This is a genomic window from Vibrio sp. JCM 18905 (genome assembly GCF_055393305.1).
Window position 1 is genome coordinate 1,485,906 of sequence record NZ_AP043878.1, and the last position, 18,074, is coordinate 1,503,979.

Below are 18,074 nucleotides of genomic sequence, written 5' to 3' on the forward strand. Positions count from 1 at the left end.
AGAGATAATATGATTATCCCTTCTAACTATGGTCTTGGTTCATGTTTCGTCGTTTTACTCTTCTTTCAATTGTTGCTATTTCTTCATGCGTATTAGCCCAAGTTCCGTCCTCGGTTAGCTCCGTGGAAACTTATCGTATTGGAGATATTCTTGTCAGGCTTATTATTCACAACATGGAGATTAATCCAGTGATTGAAGTCGATACAATTAATCGTTCAGATTATGAAATAAATGATGTATTTCGAGTTGCCTTCATTTCTCTAGATAATGAAAAACTGGATTTCAACCAGAGTGCTGGCGTGTTTGTAGAAGAGTATGGAGTGCCTGATAATAAAGTATTTTTCGTGCTTGATTACTTTTATCTACATGGGGGAGGAAGCGTTCTTGTGGATTGTGAAGTCTCATTCGAAAAAGAGAAGATCTTACCCCCAGAATGTAGAGTGAAGGTAAACTGAGAAATCGGCCGAGTTGCTTTTCTTACAAGCTTATCTCACTAAACCTTAATCCAGATTAAAGTTTTGCCACCCACGAGGCATTAAGGTGCGCCTGTAGTTTGCAGGTCTCACGGATTCAGAGAAGGAACAGCCATACGTTGGGTATCGCTGTTCCTTTTTTGTTCTTGGTTACTTGGGAAAAGATAGAACCATAAAGACAACATTAAGAGGACTGGTTTTGAGCATTTTGTTTTCCGAAGCCCGCATTGGCAACATGACCCTAAAGAACCGTTTTGTGCGCAGCGCAACGTGGGAGAACATGGCGACCGAAGATGGCCACATGACGGATAAGCTTTACGATATTTACGAAGAGTTGGCGAAAGGTGAAGTGGGTTTAATTGTTACTGGTTATGCCAATATCGTGGAAGAAGAGAAACCCAACGCTGGGATGATGGGGATCTATAACGACTCTTTTATTGAAGAATACAAAAAGCTAACAGAGCTAGTACATCAACACGATTCTAAAATCGTAATGCAAATTGCTTACGGTGGAACCAAAACCACCTACAGCGTCGGTGAGCGTGTCATCTTTGCTCCGAGTGATGTGCCTGAGCGTGGCACGAATACGCAAGGCAAAGCGATGACTAAGGACGAGATCGATTACATCGTAAAGGCATTCGCATTGGCGAGTAAACGTGCTCAAGACGCTGGTTTTGACGGCGTAGAGATACATGCGGCACACACTTACTTAATTAACCAGTTTTTAAGCCCGTACTATAATCGTCGCGAAGACGAATACGGTGGTGGCTTAGAAAATCGCATGCGTTTCCTTTTAGAAATTTTTTCTGAAACCAGAAAGCTGGTTGGGAATACTTTCCCGATCCTTGTGAAGCTTACCGCGACAGAATTCCTTGACGGCGGTTTAACGTTCGATGAAACTCGCGTCGTTTGTAAGAAACTCGAAGAAGTGGGCGTTGATGCGATCATCGTGTCTGGCAATATTCACGGCAAAGCAAACGAGCTTGTTGGTGAAACGTTCGATGGTTACACACTACAAGAAGAAGGCTATTTTCACGAATATGGACATGTGATCAGTCAAGATGTGAGCATCCCGGTGATTACTGTCGGCGGATTGAGTGACATTGATGCGATTGAGAAAATTGCAGAAAACACAGATATCCAATTTTTCGCTGTGTCACGTCCTTTATTGGCTGAGCCTCAGTTAATAAAGCGCTGGAAAGAGGGTAACCGAGCACCAGTGGATTGCGAGCGTTGCTCAAAATGCCGAACCAAACGTGGTAACTTTTGCGTGGTGTATAAGAACCGAAATCGTCGTAAATAACCCACCTTAAGTGGCGGTATGTCATTGATAAATAGTGCAATAGTCTTCTAAAACACTAAGAAGGCTATTCAATTTAATTCAATATCACTGCCTCTAACGGCTATTCACTATTCGCAGTCCGAAATATTTTTATAATCCTATTTAATTGATAAATAAAGGTAATATAATTAATTATTAAAAATATTAATTATAAGACAAAGTTTCATATCTGAAACTAAATGGCATTCTAAACTTACAATGAACTTATTAATAATTAGGTGCGAGTGTCACGCAGGGTAAAGAATACAGAAGGTGCTTTGAGGTGCGGTATCATTGCGATAACTATCTGATTTTTATAACTGTGTTTCAGCTTTATCGAACCCAAAAGAGTAAGGGAATTTGTGACCCTACGGTATCGTTACTGTGGGGCCTTGTTTATTTTCTGAAAATAGCTACTCAAACGTCACGTTTAATTGTGAGGGACTTGTATTAGCTTGTCGTTGCATTGTGCTTTGCAAGCCTCATGTAAAACGTGAGAGGCAACTAATATGAATAGTCTAGAAAATGCAACCATTGAACACTTCAAAAATCAATTTCAGGGTGATGTTGTTTTGCCCGGAGATCCTACGTACGACGAAGTTCGTCAAATCTGGAATGGCATGATAGATCGCAGTCCCGGTGTTATCGCTCGCTGCAAGTCTGCCGATGATGTCGTGATGGCGGTTAACTTTGCTCGGGATAACAATCAGCTACTTTCGGTCCGAGGTGGTGGGCATAATATTGCGGGCAATGCGGTTTGCGATCATGGTGTGATGATCGACTTGTCACTTTTGAATCATGTTCAAGTGGATGAAAGCGAAAGAAGGGCTTTCGTTGAACCTGGCTGTACGTTGGCTGATGTCGATGAGGCCACACAAAAATATGGATTAGCAACGCCTGTCGGCATTAATTCAACCACGGGAATTGCGGGGTTAACGCTTGGCGGTGGTTTTGGTTGGTTGAGCCGAAAATATGGTATGACGATAGACAACTTGGTCTCTGCAAATGTCGTAACTGCAGATGGTCGTCAACTGCTCGCGAATGAGACAGAAAATGCCGATTTGTTCTGGGCGTTACGTGGGGGCGGCGGTAACTTTGGTATCGTTACGCGTTTTGAATTCCAGCTACATCCTGTCGGTCCAGAGGTGTTTAGTGGTCTCATTGTCTTTCCATTTGAGCAAGCGAAATCCATTATCACCCAGTTTGCGAAATTCACTGAGTCGGCCCCTGATGACCTAAGTGTCTGGATGGTGAGTCGGAAAGCGCCGCCACTCCCATTCTTACCTGAAAGCGTTCACGGTAAAGAAGTAGTTGTACTCGCGATATGTTATGCGGGTGACCCGGCTGAAGGTGAGAAGTTAATTGCACCGTTGAGAGAGTTTGGTGATGCACATGGTGAGCACGTTGGTGTACAGCCATTTGCGGCGTGGCAGCAAGCGTTTGATCCATTGCTTACTCCGGGCGCACGTAACTATTGGAAATCGCACAATTTTAACTCGCTAAGCGAAGGTGTGATTGATGCGGCGATAGAATACGCAGGTAAGTTACCATCGCCTCAGTGTGAGATTTTTATCGCCTCTCTTGGCTGCGCTGCCTCTAGACCTGAGCCCGAGTCTATGGCTTATTCTAGCCGTGATGCAAACTATGTATTAAATGTGCATGGAAGATGGGATTTAGCAGAAGATGATGAAGCTTGCATCAGCTGGGCAAGGGAATTTTTTGCCAAGACTAAGCCCTATGCAAGTGGCGGAGCGTATATCAATTTCCTTACACAAGACGAAGCTGAACGTACAGAGTCTGCCTATGGTCCAACCTTTGCGCGTTTACAAGCAGTGAAGAAGAAGTTTGATCCAAATAACTTGTTCAGAATGAATCAGAATATCAAGCCAGAATAAGTGCAATAAGAGCGTCGTCATTTCATATGACCGGATCTGTCACTTAATATCAAATAACAGTGGCTCTAAAATCTAATGGAGCCACTGTTAGCTAAAACCTTCGAACTACGTTTCTTCATCTTGATAGTTTAGATAACGTACACACAAATCATGAAACGCTTTAGCTTGAGGCGAGATCGTGCGGTCGGTCAACGTAAAGATACCAATTTGCCTTTCAAGCGGTGGATCGATAAGTGGGATCCAAACCAAGCGTGTTTCATTGGTTGGGAAAGCAAGCTTCGGTAGGGTCGTGACACCAATCCCAAGTTCTAAGACAGAAAACAGCGAAGTGATATTCTCGACCGAATAGAGCGCTTGCTCACTCAGTGCTCTGGCTGGGGTTGGATCGAGAAGCGTACAGGTGCCGTTGCGAATGAAAGGTTGTTCGAGCAAAGTTTGCCACTCGATTCCCTCTGTTTGATCGGCAATAGGGTTATCTTTTAAACACACCACGCCAATGGGGTCGGACAACAGCGGCGTAAAGTCAATACCGCCTTCATCAAGGTGAGAGGGGTTACCGAGCGCCAAGTCGACTTCACCGGAGAGTAAGCGAGCCTCGACGCCCGCCGCGTTATCATCGATCAAGCTTACTTCTACATTTGGATACTGCTCGCAAAAGGCACCCAACACGCTCGGGATGAGTTTCGCTGCAACAGAAGGAACGCTCGCAATTCGCACTCTCCCTTGCTGTCCGGCCGCGGCGGCTTTTAAATCATTGTCGAGCGCACTGTAGATATTGAGAAACTGAACCACCTTGGGCAAACAAATTTCACCAAAAGGCGTTAATTTGGTTTTGTTGCCGGGTTCAAACAGAGTTTGCCCTAGCATTTTCTCTAGCTCTTTTATCGATGTGGAGAGTGCAGCCTGAGATCGATTTGCACGATGTGAAGCGGCTCGAAACCCACCTTCCTCGACTACCATCACAAAATGCATTAATTGTTGAAGCTTAATACTCATCCCTAATACCTCTTAATCCCTTTATTTACGTTATTCTCAACGAGGTGATAAGTTTAATTTATCAATTGTAAAAAATTTACCGTTAGATTTATCGCCTGTCAATGTGCATCATTTAACCATATTGAAACAAAGTTGTTACAAAGGTTGAAAGGCACGTGAATACTCCTACTAAAAAACACCCAGTTAAAACCAGTCTATTTGCTTCTAAAGCGCCGCTTGAATGGGCGATAGTCAACAACGGAACCCTGTATACGGCTCAAATTCCTATTGATGACACAGGCGCGGTTGTGGAAGGCGGCATCGAAGTACAAACACGTCAAACCTTTAACAATCTCATTCACACCCTGGAGTGTGCAGGGGAGTCTTTGGACTCTGTATTGCAGGTCCTGATTTACGTGACCGACAGAGAATACTTAAAAACCGTTAACCAAGTGTACGCGGAATATTTTGAAGCGCCGTACCCAAATCGCGCCGCCATGGTGGTTGCAGGGTTAGCACGAGAAGAAATGTTGGTGGAGTTTGTCGTCTACGCGTCGGCAAGCCAGCCAGAATAAATCCAACAAGAATAATTGAGATCAGTGAGTGGGTGGCTTGCCATCACAAATCGGAAGAACAAGGAAAGAACCATGACTTTTATTAACAATGTTCAAGCAGAAAAATCCCTCTATATAGCAGGTGAATGGCAATCGGGCATGGACACCATCGCCAATATTAACCCTTCTGATATCAGCGAAAACATTGGCGATTTCGCACAAGCGAGTGTGTCGCAAGTAGAGCAAGCGATTCAAGCGGCTAAATCAGCGCAGCCAGAGTGGGAAAAAACACCAATCGAGCGCAAACAAGCAGTGCTGCAAGCGATTGGTGATGAGCTTATTGCACGATGTGACGAATTGGGCACCTTGCTTTCGCGTGAAGAAGGTAAGCCATTTGCTGAAGGTCGAGGTGAGATTTACCGTGCCGGCCAATTCTTTCAATACTTTGCTGCTGAGGTACTGCGTCAAATTGGCGATAACGCTGCTTCCGTCCGTCCAGGTGTCTCCGTTGAAGTTACTCGCGAAGCCGTCGGCGTTATCGCCATTATCTCTCCTTGGAACTTCCCAACAGCAACAGCGGCTTGGAAAATCGCGCCAGCACTTGCGTTTGGCAACAGTGTCGTCTGGAAGCCTGCCAACCTAACTCCAGCAAGTGCCGTTGCACTGACTGAGATTATCCATCGCCAAGGTTTACCTGCTGGCACGTTTAACCTCGTTTTGGGTAGCGGTTCGCAAGTCGGTAATACCCTTATCAATTCGAAAGACGTGAACGGCGTGAGCTTCACTGGTTCTGTGGACACAGGCCGTAAAGTTGCAGCAGCTACGGCACCAAACTTTGTGCGTTGTCAGCTAGAAATGGGCAGTAAAAACGCGCTCGTGGTGGCAGATGATGCAGACATTCAAATTGCCGTTGAAGCCACAATTGCAGGCTCATTCTCGGGTGCAGGTCAAAAATGTACCGCGTCTTCTCGTCTTGTGGTTATGGACGGAATTCACGACGCGTATGTTGAAGCGCTAATCAAACGCATGAGTGAACTTAAAGTGGGTCACGCACTGGAAGAGGGCGTATTCATGGGCCCTGTTGTTGATGGTAACCAGCTGAATGCGAACTTTGAGTGGATTGAAAATGCACGCCAAGCGGGCGCAGAGCTGGCTTTTGGTGGCGAGCGTCTGAGCCTAGAGCATGACGGTTACTACATGTCACCAACCCTGTTCTTGAACACACAAAACAGCTGGGAAGTGAACCAAGAAGAAGTCTTTGCACCAATGGCGAGCGTGATTCGCGTTTCTGATCTGGATGAGGCAATTGCAGTCGCGAACGATACGCGCTTTGGTCTGACAGGCGGCATTATCACGCAAAGCTTGCGCAACAGTGCGATCTTCAAACAGCAAGTCCAAACGGGCTGCGTCATGGTTAACTTGCCAACTGCGGGTACAGATTATCACGTCCCATTTGGTGGCCGTAAAGAATCTAGCTTTGGTCCTCGTGAGCAAGGTCAGTACGCCAAAGAGTTCTACACCGTGGTGAAAACCGCTTATCAGCGCCCTTACTAAGAACAGCAGGGTAGCTGATGGTGTCAGTTACCCGCACTGAAAGGCTAAGAAATTGTTTAAGGAGTGGTTATGTACCAACAACGGATTGTGATTGACGGATTGCAGTACTGCAATTGGGATCGAGAGTATTTCCAAACGCTTAAGGCGAGTGGCATTACCGCCGTTCATGCCACCATCGTCTACCACGAAACTGCGCGCGAAACCTTAACGCGTTTTGCTGAATGGAACTTGCGCTTCGAGCAAAATGCGGACCTCATCATGCCTATTTATTCAATGGCAGATGTAGAAAAAGCCAAAGCAGAAGGCAAAGTCGGCATCTTCTTCGGCGCGCAGAATTGCTCACCGATTGATGATGAAATTGGCCTGATTGAAGTGATGCGCCGCCAAGGTCTGCTGATCATGCAACTGACCTACAACAACCAAAGCTTACTAGCGACAGGTTGTTACGAACAAAACGATTCCGGCGTAACTCGCTTTGGTAAGCAAGCGATTGAAGAGATGAACCGAGTCGGGATGATCATTGATATGTCCCACAGCGCGGAGCGTTCAACGTTGGAAGCTATCGAGCTCTCTTCGCGTCCAATTTGTATCAGCCATGCTAACCCGACGTTTGCGCATGACGCACTGCGCAACAAGTCCAACACCGTGATCAAAGCACTGACGGAGCGCGGTGGTTTGATTGGATTCAGTTTATATCCATTCCATTTGCCAAATGGCAGCCAGTGCACGCTGGATGATTTCTGCCAGATGGTTGCGAAAACCGCAGACATGTTTGGCGTTGACCATTTAGGTATCGGTAGCGATTTGTGCCTAAATCAGCCGCAACAAGTGTTGGAGTGGATGCGCAACGGTCGTTGGTCAAAAGCGATGGATTACGGCGAAGGTTCTGCAAGTAACTCGGGATGGCCAGATGCGCTGCCATGGTTCTGCGGCAGTGCAGGGATGGAGAACATCTACAACGGATTAATGCGTCACGGATTTAGTGAATCTGAGGCAGGAAAAATATTGGGTGAAAACTGGTTCAACTTCCTCAAAGAAGGATTAGAGCCTATTTCATAGTACTCCCAAAATTAGGAACCGCCTGCCTACATAACAACAATACGGCAGGCGTAAAACTCACATTTTGTAGCCAGTCTTTGGCAGCTGCAAAGAACCTCTGGAGTCAGAGTATGTCTGATTTAACCGATAGCATGAAAGCTTCCACGATGAGCATGTCATCAGGCGAGGCACAAGCAACACACAACACATCAACCGTGAATAGCACAACTGATAAATTAGGTCTGAATAATCCTGTACTTTGGTATAGCGGCGGCTTTATTGCGCTGTTCGTTGCCATTGCGCTGTACGATGGCGAGCTATTGTCTACGATTGTTAACGCCGGCTTTGGCTGGGCAGTTCAGGTGTTTGGTCCATACTGGCAGTTACTGCTGCTTCTCACTTTTCTTATTGGTCTTGGCTTGGCTGCAGGGCGAACAGGCAAGGTGATGTTGGGTGGGATTGCTAAACCAGAAATGGATTCTTTCCGCTGGATGGCGATTATTTTCTGTACCTTATTGGCTGGTGGTGGCGTTTTCTGGGCCGCGGCTGAGCCTATCGCACACTATGTTAGCCCACCCCCTTTATACGGCGCGCAAGATAACCCGCAGCAAGGCGCGGTGAATGCGTTGTCGCAATCCTTTATGCACTGGGGCTTTCTGGCTTGGGCGATTGTAGGTAGCTTAACTTCCATCGTGGTGATGCACCTGCATTACGACAAAGGTTTGCCACTAAAACCCCGTATTTTGCTTTATCCAGTGTTGGGCGAACGAGCGCTTAAAGGCCAGCTCGGTGCATTGATTGACGCATGCTGCATTATCGCGGTAGCCGCGGGCACCATCGGGCCAATTGGGTTTCTAGGCTTGCAGGTTAGCTACGCGTTAAATGCATTGTTTGATATTCCTGATGGCTTTACCACTCAGCTTATCATCATTTTGTTTGCGATTGCGCTTTACACCTTGTCAGCACTCAGTGGATTGAGTCGAGGCATGCAACTGCTTAGTCGTTACAACGTGATTCTGGCAATGGCATTGATGGTTTACATCCTGTTTTTTGGCCCTACGAATTTTATCTTTAACGGATACATTCAAGGTGTAGGGAGCATGCTGGATAACTTTATCCCAATGGCGACCTATCGTGGTGACGAAGGTTGGCTAAGCTGGTGGACAGTATTTTTCTGGGGCTGGTTCCTGGGTTATGGTCCGATGATGGCAATCTTTATTGCGCGTATTTCCCGTGGTCGCACTATTCGCCAAGTTATTTCAACCATCAGTATAGTGGCTCCGTTAACCACCTGTTTTTGGTTCACGATTGTGGGCGGCTCAGGTCTTGCGTTTGAAATTGCTGAACCGGGTAGCGTGAGTGCGGCGTTTGAGGGCTTTAACTTGCCAGGTGCTTTGCTTGCAGTGACTCAGCAACTACCAATGCCAATGCTGACATCAATTCTATTTCTGATTTTAACAACGATCTTCATCGTCACGACGGGCGACTCAATGACCTACACCATCAGCGTCGTGATCAGTGGTGAAACGGAGCCGAATGCGATCATCCGTACCTTCTGGGGAGTAATGATGGGTGTGACGGCATTGATCCTGATTTCCCTTGGCTCTGGCGGCATCTCTGCACTGCAATCTTTCATTGTGATTACCGCGGTTCCGGTTTCGCTGATTCTGTTGCCGTCACTTTGGAATGCACCGCAAATCGCAATCAAAATGGCGAAAGAGCAAGGGCTATAACAATTATCTAATTCAAACAACGTGGAGCTTGTGCGGGTGTTTTCCTCCTGCATCCGCACAAACCCTAGTATTCTTACAATAACAAATAGGTGGTGAGCAAAATGGATGCACATCGTTCTACTTATACGGAAGCAACTATGCGCGATGCAGCAATTGTCATGGCAGCCGAAAGGCTTGGCGCAATGCACCAAAACCGAATCAGCTTTGTTCGTAGTCTGATTCGTAATATGGCAAGCCAAAACTGGCAAGTAACCAAGCATGAGTGGCAACTTTGTCCGCGTGGTTATGGTCACGTTATTTACAAGTTGACCACGCCAGAGCACATTTATCATTTGGTGGTGTTCTGTGATGAAATTGCTGATGACGAGCGTAATGACCGCGTCATTGCTGAAAAGTGGGACGTCACATTCGCACTGGTTCAAGGCGATGTTGATGTTACTTTGTTGGAAAGATTGCGAGCAAATGTACCGCTGCAAGAAGCGGGACGTAATCCAAACAACGTACTTGTTCTGGCTCGCGCAAACAAAAGCGTGCGCGTGTTTGAACACATTGTTAGCGCTCTTTCTCAAGGCAAGCAGCCCGAGCCAAAAGAGCTGGCGGAAGTGGGTTATATCCTGCGTACCACAGCTGTTTATGGTAACGGAAAGTTTGGTATCGCCGATTTCAAACTGTTAGAGAATAACCCAGATTTCAGCCAGTCTTTTAGTGCGCAAATGTGTGCTGTGTATATGTTGCGTGAATTCAGCCTAGACTGGGTACACTACCTGGCACTTCAGCAAGGTGGCGACAACGCGGTGGCATTGCACCGTGGCTTGCAGCGCTACCTTGGTGTCGGAAATGCTACTGGCTTAGGCATGGCTCCATACTTGATTAATCACCCGTGCATCGTTGACCAATGGATGACCTCTCGCGAGAGTGCGGTAGCGCGAGTCTTTGCGATGCCGTGTGAAGCTTCATTCCATGCTCATTTGCAAGGATTACTGCAAAAAGCACAGCGCCATCTAGAGCAAGTCATCACCATCAATGAACATCAAGACAGGCTCAATCATCAAGCGATAGCAGACATCAAACAACTGCTATCAGAGCTAACAACGTTAATGGCATCACATCCGAACTGGGCGAGTTTGGTCGAGCAAAAGAAAACAATGAGTGTGGAAGCCCAAGAAATCCTCACCTCTTGCTTGATCGAGCTCTACCCATCTTTAGTGGACGAATTTGCCAGCCAAATGAATACGGATGAAACGTTATCGATTCCGGGCGGGAAAAAGATCCAAGATTTACTTGAGGTGTTGCAAAGCAAATACCGCTGGGCGATTGATGCAGATTACTCACTAGCCGAGAACAACTACTGGTTCTGGTATCGTTCACAAGACAAAGAAGAACCAAGGCTTGGTGTTCGTGGGGAGGAAGCAGGAGAAGAAAAAGAGCTGCCGCTTGATATCGGCAGACAAGTGAATCGCTTGTACCACGCCTTGCTTGGTTGTGATGAAGAAATGTCCGTAGCAGAGTTTCTGTTGCAAAATCCGACTTACCGTTCGATCACACGTCGCGTATGGACGTTAGGCAACCGAGCAATGGGTGATATTCAAATGAACGTGCTACGCCAAGATGCACTGCCAATGCACTTACTGCGATGTAAATTGGCGATCTTTGGTGCGACTAAGTTTGATCCGCGCTCGGATCGTTGGGTTCGAGTAACTTTCTTCCAGGGCGCGCCGTTGTTAGATGAAATTCACGATCCTAAACTGGCGGACACATGGATTTTCCCGAGCATGCCGGAACGAGAAGAAATTGCGCAAAGTGACAATCAAAAAATCAACGGAGGATTTGCATTATGATCGTCTCTCACAACGAATTGGTGGCCGCGGTTAATAAGGCATTTCTTGGCATGCGCCGTCACTGTGGTGAGGCGGATGTCATTGCGAACATGGTGGCGGACTTGCAAATGGTTGGCTTGCACGGAGTACGCCATTTTAATAACGCCAGCCTGTTTCTTGGCTTAGATTCAGACTGCGCCGTATCGGTGACTAAAAGCACGCCGTCAAGCATCGAGGTGGACCTGCACAACGGCAGTGTGGCGTGCCACTTACCCGCCGTGTTGGATTTCGCACTTGAGAAAATGATCAACAGTAAGTCGATTACCATCACGTTGAAACAGTGTCATAACCGCTGGCTAGGTTTTAGTGAGTTGTTGAAGCTCTCTGCGAAAGGCATTGCGTGCCGTGCGCAGTGGGTCAATGGCACGAGCCCGAAAGGGATACTTTATGTCTTAAATCGTGGTTGTGTTGCTCCTGAGGTGTTTTTCTCTGAGCGAATAGAAGATGGCAATTGTGATTATCATGCCATGACGATCGAACTGTCAGTGAATGACTTTGATATCGCCCAAAGCGCACAAGGCTATTCCACACATATTACAGGTGAAGCGTTGAGTCAGGCGCAGAGTACTTCTTGGCAAGAAGGCATTTTTGTTGAAGATCAAGAGTGGGAAACATTGAAACAAACCGCAACTGCATTGCTAGTGGAGAACAGTGAGCGTTCCAAGCAGGGCGCTGGTGGTGTGGTTTAAGCTCTGAAGGGACGGTGATTCCAAGTTTCAAGTGATGAAGGCTGCGGTTTAGCGGCCTTTTTTGTGCGCGATGTTCGGTCACTTCTTAGGTTCTAAGACTATGATTATCGTTAAATACCAAGTAGAGCGACATAGGGAAGAAAAATGGACCTGCAAGAGAACAAAAGAAATGCCATTGCGTTTTACGAAACCGCCTATCGAGGTAATCCAAGAAAGGCGGTTGAAGACTACGTTGGCGATGAGTACATCCAGCACAATCCATTAGTTGGAAACGGCCCCGAGGCTTTTATCGAGTATTTTGAGCGGATGCAAAACGAGTATCCCAATAAAGACATTACGTTTGTGCGAGCCATTGCTGAGGGGAATTTGGTGGCACTACACACTCACCAAACATGGCCTAATGATATTGAATACGTGACGATGGATTTCTTTCGTTTTGATCATAATGGGAAAATCGTCGAACATTGGGACGCTCTGCAAGAGATTCCTAAAGAAACATTGAATGGTCACACCATGTATTAATGAATCGTTGATTAGCCTCCAATACTATTTATTCAAACGGTATGGGAGGCTAAATTATTTGGTACGAGTTAGACGTCAATCACTAGAGCGCTTTTTCGATCTTCATCGCTACGTCTTCAGATACCCAACCTTTCCATAAGTCAGGGTAGGTATTAAAGAAGTAAAACATCGCTTCTTCACCATCTGCGTAGTTATCTTCCATCCAGGCCAGCATTTCACTCATTTGCTCGTTGGTAAATCCGCGTTTCTGCAAGTACGCGAATGCTTGGGGTTCTTTGTTCGCAAATGCCTCAGTTGTTACTGTGCGAACTGGAGAAGGTGGGTACATTGTTACTTTGGGAGAAGTACAATCAGGCTGGGTGGTACAGTTGCGATACTCTTCCAGATCCGTTCCGCTACCAAAATCCACTTTGACCATATCATACTTGCCCAATACGGGTGTTGGTGACCAGTAGTAACCAAACCAAGGCATTTTGCGATCATAGGCTTTGGCGATGGTACCAGCTAGTGCAGCGCCAGAGCCTGGGTCAACCATCTCAAAGCCGTGCTCACTTAACCCTAATGCATTAAACAAGTGACCGGAGGTGATTTGGCATGTCCAACCAGCAGGGCAGCTATAAAAGGCGAACTTGTCATCATCCTCTGGGTGTTCAAATAGTTTGGCGTGCTTGATGACGCCTTCTATCGTCGCGAGCTCTGGATACTGTTTTACCAGATAGGCGGGAACCCAAAACCCTTCTTCACCGCCATTGACAAGCGATTCACCAGCGATACGCAAGCGTTTATCCGCAATCCCTTTATCAAGTGCTTCTTTAATACCGTTTGTCCATAACTCTGGCGCAACGTCAGGCTGCCCCTTTTCAATCATAGAGGTGCCTGTAGGAACGCTATCACCAGGGATCAATTCCGCATCGCACTGGTAGCCTTCATTTAAGACAAATTGGTCGATGTGCGCCATTAAGCTGGCCGAATTCCAATTCATATCCGCGATGGTTATTTTTCCACATTCATCCGCATTTGCGTGAGTTGATAATGCTGATAGCAGCAGAACAGAGAGCATTGAAGGTGTCGTCTTCATGTGACTGAATTTCCTTGTCGTTGTCATTTACTTCAGTATATACATCGGTTTATAAAGATTCAGTGAACAAGGTTTTTTCAGTGACGTTAAGCATAAAAACGGTGATTTATGAAGCGTTTGGTGAGAGGGGTTTAAAGGGCGTTAATACAGCAAGAACACTCCTTCGTAGCCGCCAATCTCAATATGAGAAACATAGTCGCCGATGTTACCGTCTTGATCTACAGGTCGCATAGGCTCTGGAAGTGCGATAGTTATCTTCGGTGAGGAGAAGTAATCGATATTTTTGCCAAAGAAATCAGTCCGATACAGCACTCGGCCTTTGGTGAATTCGCGGGCTAACACCATCTCTGTAGGGCCATGCATCACTACCGTATCGTCTGAGTGATACGCAAAGTACGTATGGGTTGGTAACAAATCGATAGCGCCATTAGGCAAGTCAGGATGAGCTACTTTGCTCATAGAAGCATCTCCAATCACCGTGTAATCGGCGGAATAGGGCGTGCTGGTGGACATCATTAGCGGAGTCGCCTGATACCCATCTGGGATTTGATTGGTTGGTGTACCTAAATCAACGGCAAGCAAGGTGCTAGGTTGATAAGCAATATTCTTTGGTACGCCTGCCTTCCAGAAGTTGTCACCTGTTGTGTTATTACTTCCATATAAGTAGCCATTGTTCCACTGATTAAAGTAACTGCGCTCAGGGTGATAGTTTAAGTAGAACACCGCTAGTGCAGAGTATTGGTCCTGTTTCCAATTGTCTTCTGTGTTACCAAAGTATTGAACGCGACCATAACGCGTTGTCGCTTGATAAATCACGTTCTGGCCAACTTTGGCGAGAGCAGAGTTATCCCAAAACTTAGCCAAGCCAGCATAGCCACTAAAGCCAGTGGAAGGGAAAAGGTAGTGCTCGCGCAAGTACAAGGAGCCAGCACCAACCAAGTGGTTTTGGCCGTTACGACCGAATAAGTTGGCCGCGCCTATGTTGAGGCCAATTAACGCATCCGCATCCAGCGTCGCCAATTTGTTTAAGAACGCCGAGAATTGCGCTTTGTATGCATCATCAGCGGCTTGGCTTCCCGCCACCAAACCAAGCTCATCCACCGTACCACCGGAATAAACGTAGAACTGATTTTCTCCGAGTAACTTATTCGTATCGTCGTTGTACGCACCGTTTAAACCTTGTTTTGCCCATTCAGCTTGATAATAGTGGCGCATTGTATTGGCAAAATCGGGATTGCCGAGATTAGTCAATGCCCAAGAAGAGGTTTGATTCCACATGCGACCAAATGGAATAACGCGTGACTCCCAACGAAATCGTGCTGTTGCATTCTTATTTGAGCGGCTCTTGAACTCTTGCCAAGAAAGATAATTATCTTGGTTTCGATCAGCTGATTCGTCAAAACCTCGAATTTGTCGCCAGCGCTGAATGGTTTGACCTTCAGGTGTCTCCGTTGGTGCTCCTAAGACATTGACGACAGGGAAGCTATCTTTGAGTTGAATGTTTTCGAGGCGTGGGCGGTTTTCTATGTTGTCGTCATGCCAAGTAATTTTCGCAACGTAAAGGCGGCCGCCGTCGCGTAAAAAAGTGGACCCAAAATACTGACCGCCACCATAGGTTTGTCCGCTACCATCGTGTGTCGTAGCGCGAACCCAATCCGAAGGAACAGACCAGTTTACCGTTTGGTTTTTAGTCATGTTCTCAGTTTTGTCTTTTTTAATTGCGAAGTTTTTCCATTCTGTTACCAGACCGAATGAATCGATGGCAGAAGGGTATTCAATTATGAAGTTGCCACCTTGAGCAAACTGGGAAAACGTAAAGGTTAAGCGGTCGAACTTCTCTGAGTGATAAACATAGAGTTCACCACCATTATTCGCCTGACCAAATACGTCAGCATCCCATGGCGGTGGTTGATATAGCCAAAAGCCGGCGTGGTCAGAGCTGGCGGTATAGCCAACGATCATCGGTTTGCGATTTAGCAGAGTATTTTCACCATGGCTTGAGTCAACCTCTGCGATGATAGTGTCTTCAGAAAAGTGGAGAAAGAAATCTTCGTAGTCAACTCCATTCAGTTCTGCTTGATTACGGATGTCGTTCTCAAGCCAACCTGAGTTAAGTTCTAGCTTTTGGTTGTACATGTACCCAATCGCTTTTACACGCTCGTTATCACTCTTATTTTTGTAAGCTCCAAATACGATATCGGCATTATCCAACTCCCATTCAAGTGCAACGGCAGCAGAGATAGGCTTATCTTGAAGATCAATACCCTGTTCATGCAACCCAGGTAACACGATTGCTGTTCTACTCCAAACGTTGGGTACAGAAAGCAAGCTCAAAGAAATGAGTGTAGCGAGAGAAAAGCAATGCGACTTCAACATGGAGTTATCCCAGTAATACTTAGATGACTCAAATTAAGAGTCAGAGTACAAAGAGAAATTATAGTCCATTCGCTAAGTCGTAATCAGGCCCCTGCCATAGAGGACTTTACAGGAAAACTAACAGGGGATGCTGTGCAAAAATGAGCGGGTGTACTTGGAATAGATCATCCTCATAGACTCAAAACTTCCTCTACACGTCAGCACAAAAATAACCACCATTTTAACCTTGTTTCGGTCGTCACCATGTTGTTGGGTTTTCTTCAACAAATTCAGTTAAAACTAACTCTTCAAACCAGTCAGATACTCTGTCTTGGTGGTTGCAGATCATACAAAAAATTAACAAATTAAATTTTTATACATTTTTATTGCATAAAAAGTCCAGTTGAGTAATATAAATACCAAGTGACAATTAATGCGGTATGTCAGCATGACTATTCAGGTAAGCGGAATCAATAAATCCTACGGTGAGACACAAGTGCTTCACGATGTCAGCTTTAAGTGTGAAAGCGGGGAAACACTGGTTTTACTCGGTCCAAGTGGCGCAGGTAAGAGCTCTCTACTGCGTGTTCTTAACCTTCTTGAAGGGGCGGATAACGGCAAGCTAAACATCGCAAATGATGTTTTTGATTTCTCTACTGAAATCAAAGAGAAACAAGGTTTAGCACTTCGTCGTAAAGTAGGCATGGTGTTCCAACAGTACAACTTATGGCCGCACATGACAGTGATGGAGAACCTGATTGAGGCTCCGGTAAAAGTATCTGGCATGGATAAAGAAGAAGCGAAGAACCAAGCAATGCAAATTCTCGCAACGCTGCATTTGGCAGACAAAGCGGATGCATGGCCGATGCAGCTTTCTGGTGGTCAGCAACAACGTGTGGCGATTGCTCGTGCATTGATGATGAAACCGGAAGTCTTGCTTTTTGATGAACCGACCGCTGCGCTTGATCCGGAAATTACTAACCAAGTCGTTAAGATTATTAAAGATTTAAGCGAAACTGGCATCACCCAAGTCGTAGTAACGCATGAGGTCGATTTTGCTAAAAAAATCGCTAGCCACGTACTGTATCTAGAAAAAGGATACATCGTCGAGCACGGCACAAATGATTCGTTTTCTAACCCGCAAACCGCCCAGTTTGCTGACTACCTAAATCACTAAATTACGTTTTTAAAGTTCAGTCTATTTAACAGATAAGCTCGGCTGTCATTGCGAGTGTCAGCCCACTAAGTACACACGGAGTATTGCAATGAAAAAGATTTTACTAGCTTCACTAATCGGCCTTTCTTCTGCAACCATGGCAGCGAACGCAGCAGCACAAGAAGAGATCAAATTTGCGATGGAAGCGACTTACGCACCGTTCGAATACATGGATGAAAACAACCAAATCCAAGGTTTTGATGTGGATCTGGCGAATGCACTATGTAAAGAAATGGAAGCAAAATGTACCTTCCACAACCAATCTTTTGACAGCCTGATCCCTGCATTAAAATTCAAGCGTTACGATGCGGCTATCTCTGCAATGGATATTACTGACGCGCGTTTGGAGCAAGTGAATTTCACGAATGCATACTATGAAAACTCAGCAGCGTTTGTTTCTATCAAAGAAAAAGTTGCTGATCAAAAAGCACTAGAAGGTAAGCGCGTTGGTGTTCAAAACGGTTCAACACACCAAAGTTACCTGATTGAGCAAATGCCGGGCGTAACCGCGGTTCCTTACTCTAGCTACCAAGACGCATTCATCGATATGAAGAACGGTCGTATTGATTCTGTATTCGGCGATACAGCTGTCGTAGCTGAATGGTTCAAGAAAGAAGACAATCTAGCATACGTGGGCGAGCACGTAACCAACCCTAAATACTTCGGTAACGGTTTCGGTATCGCAGTAAACAAAGGTAACGACGAGCTAGTGAACAAGCTGAACACGGCACTGAAAACAGTGAAAGCGAACGGCGAATACGACGTAATCTACAACAAGTACTTCGGTAAGTAAT

At 46.0% G+C, this 18,074-nt stretch carries 15 protein-coding genes; 12 read left to right on the forward strand and 3 right to left on the reverse strand.

Features of this window, described 5'->3' with window-relative positions; genetic code table 11:
* The first annotated feature begins 41 nt into the window (after nucleotides 1-41).
* From ACZ5ZC_RS06530 to ACZ5ZC_RS06540, 3 genes are all read left to right on the forward strand, one after another.
* Nucleotides 42-455 (forward strand): hypothetical protein, encoded by a 414-nt coding sequence (locus ACZ5ZC_RS06530; RefSeq protein ID WP_464931526.1) that lies wholly within the window; start codon nucleotides 42-44, stop codon nucleotides 453-455.
* A gap of 217 nt (nucleotides 456-672) precedes the next feature.
* Nucleotides 673-1,776, forward strand: coding sequence for an NADH:flavin oxidoreductase (locus tag ACZ5ZC_RS06535; protein ID WP_256951912.1), 1,104 nt, complete (start codon nucleotides 673-675; stop codon nucleotides 1,774-1,776).
* A 527-nt stretch (nucleotides 1,777-2,303) separates the two neighbouring features.
* Entirely contained in the window at nucleotides 2,304-3,689 is a 1,386-nt protein-coding gene (locus tag ACZ5ZC_RS06540) for an FAD-binding oxidoreductase (RefSeq protein WP_253651234.1), read from the forward strand.
* A gap of 105 nt (nucleotides 3,690-3,794) precedes the next feature.
* Here the strand turns inward: ACZ5ZC_RS06540 and ACZ5ZC_RS06545 are convergent, their stop codons facing one another.
* The gene (locus ACZ5ZC_RS06545) at nucleotides 3,795-4,685 is read right to left on the reverse strand and encodes a LysR family transcriptional regulator (protein ID WP_006742449.1); all 891 of its coding nucleotides are present in this window, start codon (nucleotides 4,683-4,685) and stop codon (nucleotides 3,795-3,797) included.
* Between the two features lie 155 nt (nucleotides 4,686-4,840).
* Here ACZ5ZC_RS06545 and ACZ5ZC_RS06550 point away from each other — a divergent pair, with 155 nt between their 5' ends.
* The 7 genes from ACZ5ZC_RS06550 to ACZ5ZC_RS06580 all read left to right on the forward strand — a co-directional run bounded on the left by ACZ5ZC_RS06550 (nucleotide 4,841) and on the right by ACZ5ZC_RS06580 (nucleotide 12,631).
* On the forward strand, nucleotides 4,841-5,239 hold the full coding sequence (locus ACZ5ZC_RS06550; RefSeq protein ID WP_017634254.1) for a RidA family protein: 399 nt from the start codon (nucleotides 4,841-4,843) through the stop codon (nucleotides 5,237-5,239).
* A gap of 72 nt (nucleotides 5,240-5,311) precedes the next feature.
* Nucleotides 5,312-6,772 carry an aldehyde dehydrogenase family protein gene (locus ACZ5ZC_RS06555; protein WP_053349978.1) on the forward strand — a complete coding sequence of 487 codons (1,461 nt, stop codon included), beginning with the start codon at nucleotides 5,312-5,314 and terminating at the stop codon, nucleotides 6,770-6,772.
* Nucleotides 6,773-6,841: 69 nt separating this feature from the next.
* On the forward strand, nucleotides 6,842-7,831 hold the full coding sequence (locus tag ACZ5ZC_RS06560) for a membrane dipeptidase (RefSeq protein WP_006742451.1): 990 nt from the start codon (nucleotides 6,842-6,844) through the stop codon (nucleotides 7,829-7,831).
* 110 nt (nucleotides 7,832-7,941) lie between these two features.
* Nucleotides 7,942-9,543, forward strand: coding sequence for a BCCT family transporter (locus ACZ5ZC_RS06565; RefSeq protein WP_203342852.1), 1,602 nt, complete (start codon nucleotides 7,942-7,944; stop codon nucleotides 9,541-9,543).
* A 101-nt stretch (nucleotides 9,544-9,644) separates the two neighbouring features.
* Nucleotides 9,645-11,381 (forward strand): hypothetical protein, encoded by a 1,737-nt coding sequence (locus ACZ5ZC_RS06570; protein ID WP_464931527.1) that lies wholly within the window; start codon nucleotides 9,645-9,647, stop codon nucleotides 11,379-11,381.
* Nucleotides 11,378-12,109 carry a DUF3726 domain-containing protein gene (locus tag ACZ5ZC_RS06575; RefSeq protein ID WP_054868223.1) on the forward strand — a complete coding sequence of 244 codons (732 nt, stop codon included), beginning with the start codon at nucleotides 11,378-11,380 and terminating at the stop codon, nucleotides 12,107-12,109. The genes ACZ5ZC_RS06570 and ACZ5ZC_RS06575 overlap by 4 nt, the downstream gene beginning before the upstream one ends.
* Nucleotides 12,110-12,253: 144 nt before the next feature.
* Nucleotides 12,254-12,631, forward strand: coding sequence for a nuclear transport factor 2 family protein (locus tag ACZ5ZC_RS06580; RefSeq protein ID WP_005390944.1), 378 nt, complete (start codon nucleotides 12,254-12,256; stop codon nucleotides 12,629-12,631).
* Between the two features lie 82 nt (nucleotides 12,632-12,713).
* On the opposite strand, the gene ACZ5ZC_RS06585 is transcribed toward ACZ5ZC_RS06580, so the two are convergent.
* Nucleotides 12,714-13,709 (reverse strand): ABC transporter substrate-binding protein, encoded by a 996-nt coding sequence (locus ACZ5ZC_RS06585; protein ID WP_005390942.1) that lies wholly within the window; start codon nucleotides 13,707-13,709, stop codon nucleotides 12,714-12,716.
* 141 nt (nucleotides 13,710-13,850) lie between these two features.
* The gene (locus tag ACZ5ZC_RS06590; RefSeq protein ID WP_268853455.1) at nucleotides 13,851-16,085 is read right to left on the reverse strand and encodes a hypothetical protein; all 2,235 of its coding nucleotides are present in this window, start codon (nucleotides 16,083-16,085) and stop codon (nucleotides 13,851-13,853) included.
* Between the two features lie 427 nt (nucleotides 16,086-16,512).
* On the opposite strand from ACZ5ZC_RS06590, the gene artP reads away from it, so the two are divergent.
* Together artP and ACZ5ZC_RS06600 are read left to right on the forward strand one after the other, a co-directional pair.
* Entirely contained in the window at nucleotides 16,513-17,241 is a 729-nt protein-coding gene (gene artP / locus ACZ5ZC_RS06595) for an arginine ABC transporter ATP-binding protein ArtP (protein ID WP_101911867.1), read from the forward strand.
* A gap of 88 nt (nucleotides 17,242-17,329) precedes the next feature.
* Complete coding sequence (locus ACZ5ZC_RS06600) at nucleotides 17,330-18,073, forward strand: arginine ABC transporter substrate-binding protein (protein ID WP_054868226.1); 744 nt, start codon at nucleotides 17,330-17,332, stop codon at nucleotides 18,071-18,073.
* Nucleotide 18,074 lies beyond the last annotated feature (1 nt).

Coding starts and splice junctions, on each gene's coding strand:
- ACZ5ZC_RS06530 (WP_464931526.1), top strand. CDS start 42: ATGTTTCGTCGTTTTACTCTTCTTTCAATTGTTGCTATTTCTTCATGC.
- ACZ5ZC_RS06540 (WP_253651234.1), top strand. CDS start 2,304: ATGAATAGTCTAGAAAATGCAACCATTGAACACTTCAAAAATCAATTT.
- ACZ5ZC_RS06545 (WP_006742449.1), bottom strand. CDS start 4,685: ATGAGTATTAAGCTTCAACAATTAATGCATTTTGTGATGGTAGTCGAG.
- ACZ5ZC_RS06555 (WP_053349978.1), top strand. CDS start 5,312: ATGACTTTTATTAACAATGTTCAAGCAGAAAAATCCCTCTATATAGCA.
- ACZ5ZC_RS06560 (WP_006742451.1), top strand. CDS start 6,842: ATGTACCAACAACGGATTGTGATTGACGGATTGCAGTACTGCAATTGG.
- ACZ5ZC_RS06565 (WP_203342852.1), top strand. CDS start 7,942: ATGTCTGATTTAACCGATAGCATGAAAGCTTCCACGATGAGCATGTCA.
- ACZ5ZC_RS06570 (WP_464931527.1), top strand. CDS start 9,645: ATGGATGCACATCGTTCTACTTATACGGAAGCAACTATGCGCGATGCA.
- ACZ5ZC_RS06575 (WP_054868223.1), top strand. CDS start 11,378: ATGATCGTCTCTCACAACGAATTGGTGGCCGCGGTTAATAAGGCATTT.
- ACZ5ZC_RS06580 (WP_005390944.1), top strand. CDS start 12,254: ATGGACCTGCAAGAGAACAAAAGAAATGCCATTGCGTTTTACGAAACC.
- ACZ5ZC_RS06585 (WP_005390942.1), bottom strand. CDS start 13,709: ATGAAGACGACACCTTCAATGCTCTCTGTTCTGCTGCTATCAGCATTA.
- ACZ5ZC_RS06590 (WP_268853455.1), bottom strand. CDS start 16,085: ATGTTGAAGTCGCATTGCTTTTCTCTCGCTACACTCATTTCTTTGAGC.
- artP (WP_101911867.1), top strand. CDS start 16,513: ATGACTATTCAGGTAAGCGGAATCAATAAATCCTACGGTGAGACACAA.
- ACZ5ZC_RS06600 (WP_054868226.1), top strand. CDS start 17,330: ATGAAAAAGATTTTACTAGCTTCACTAATCGGCCTTTCTTCTGCAACC.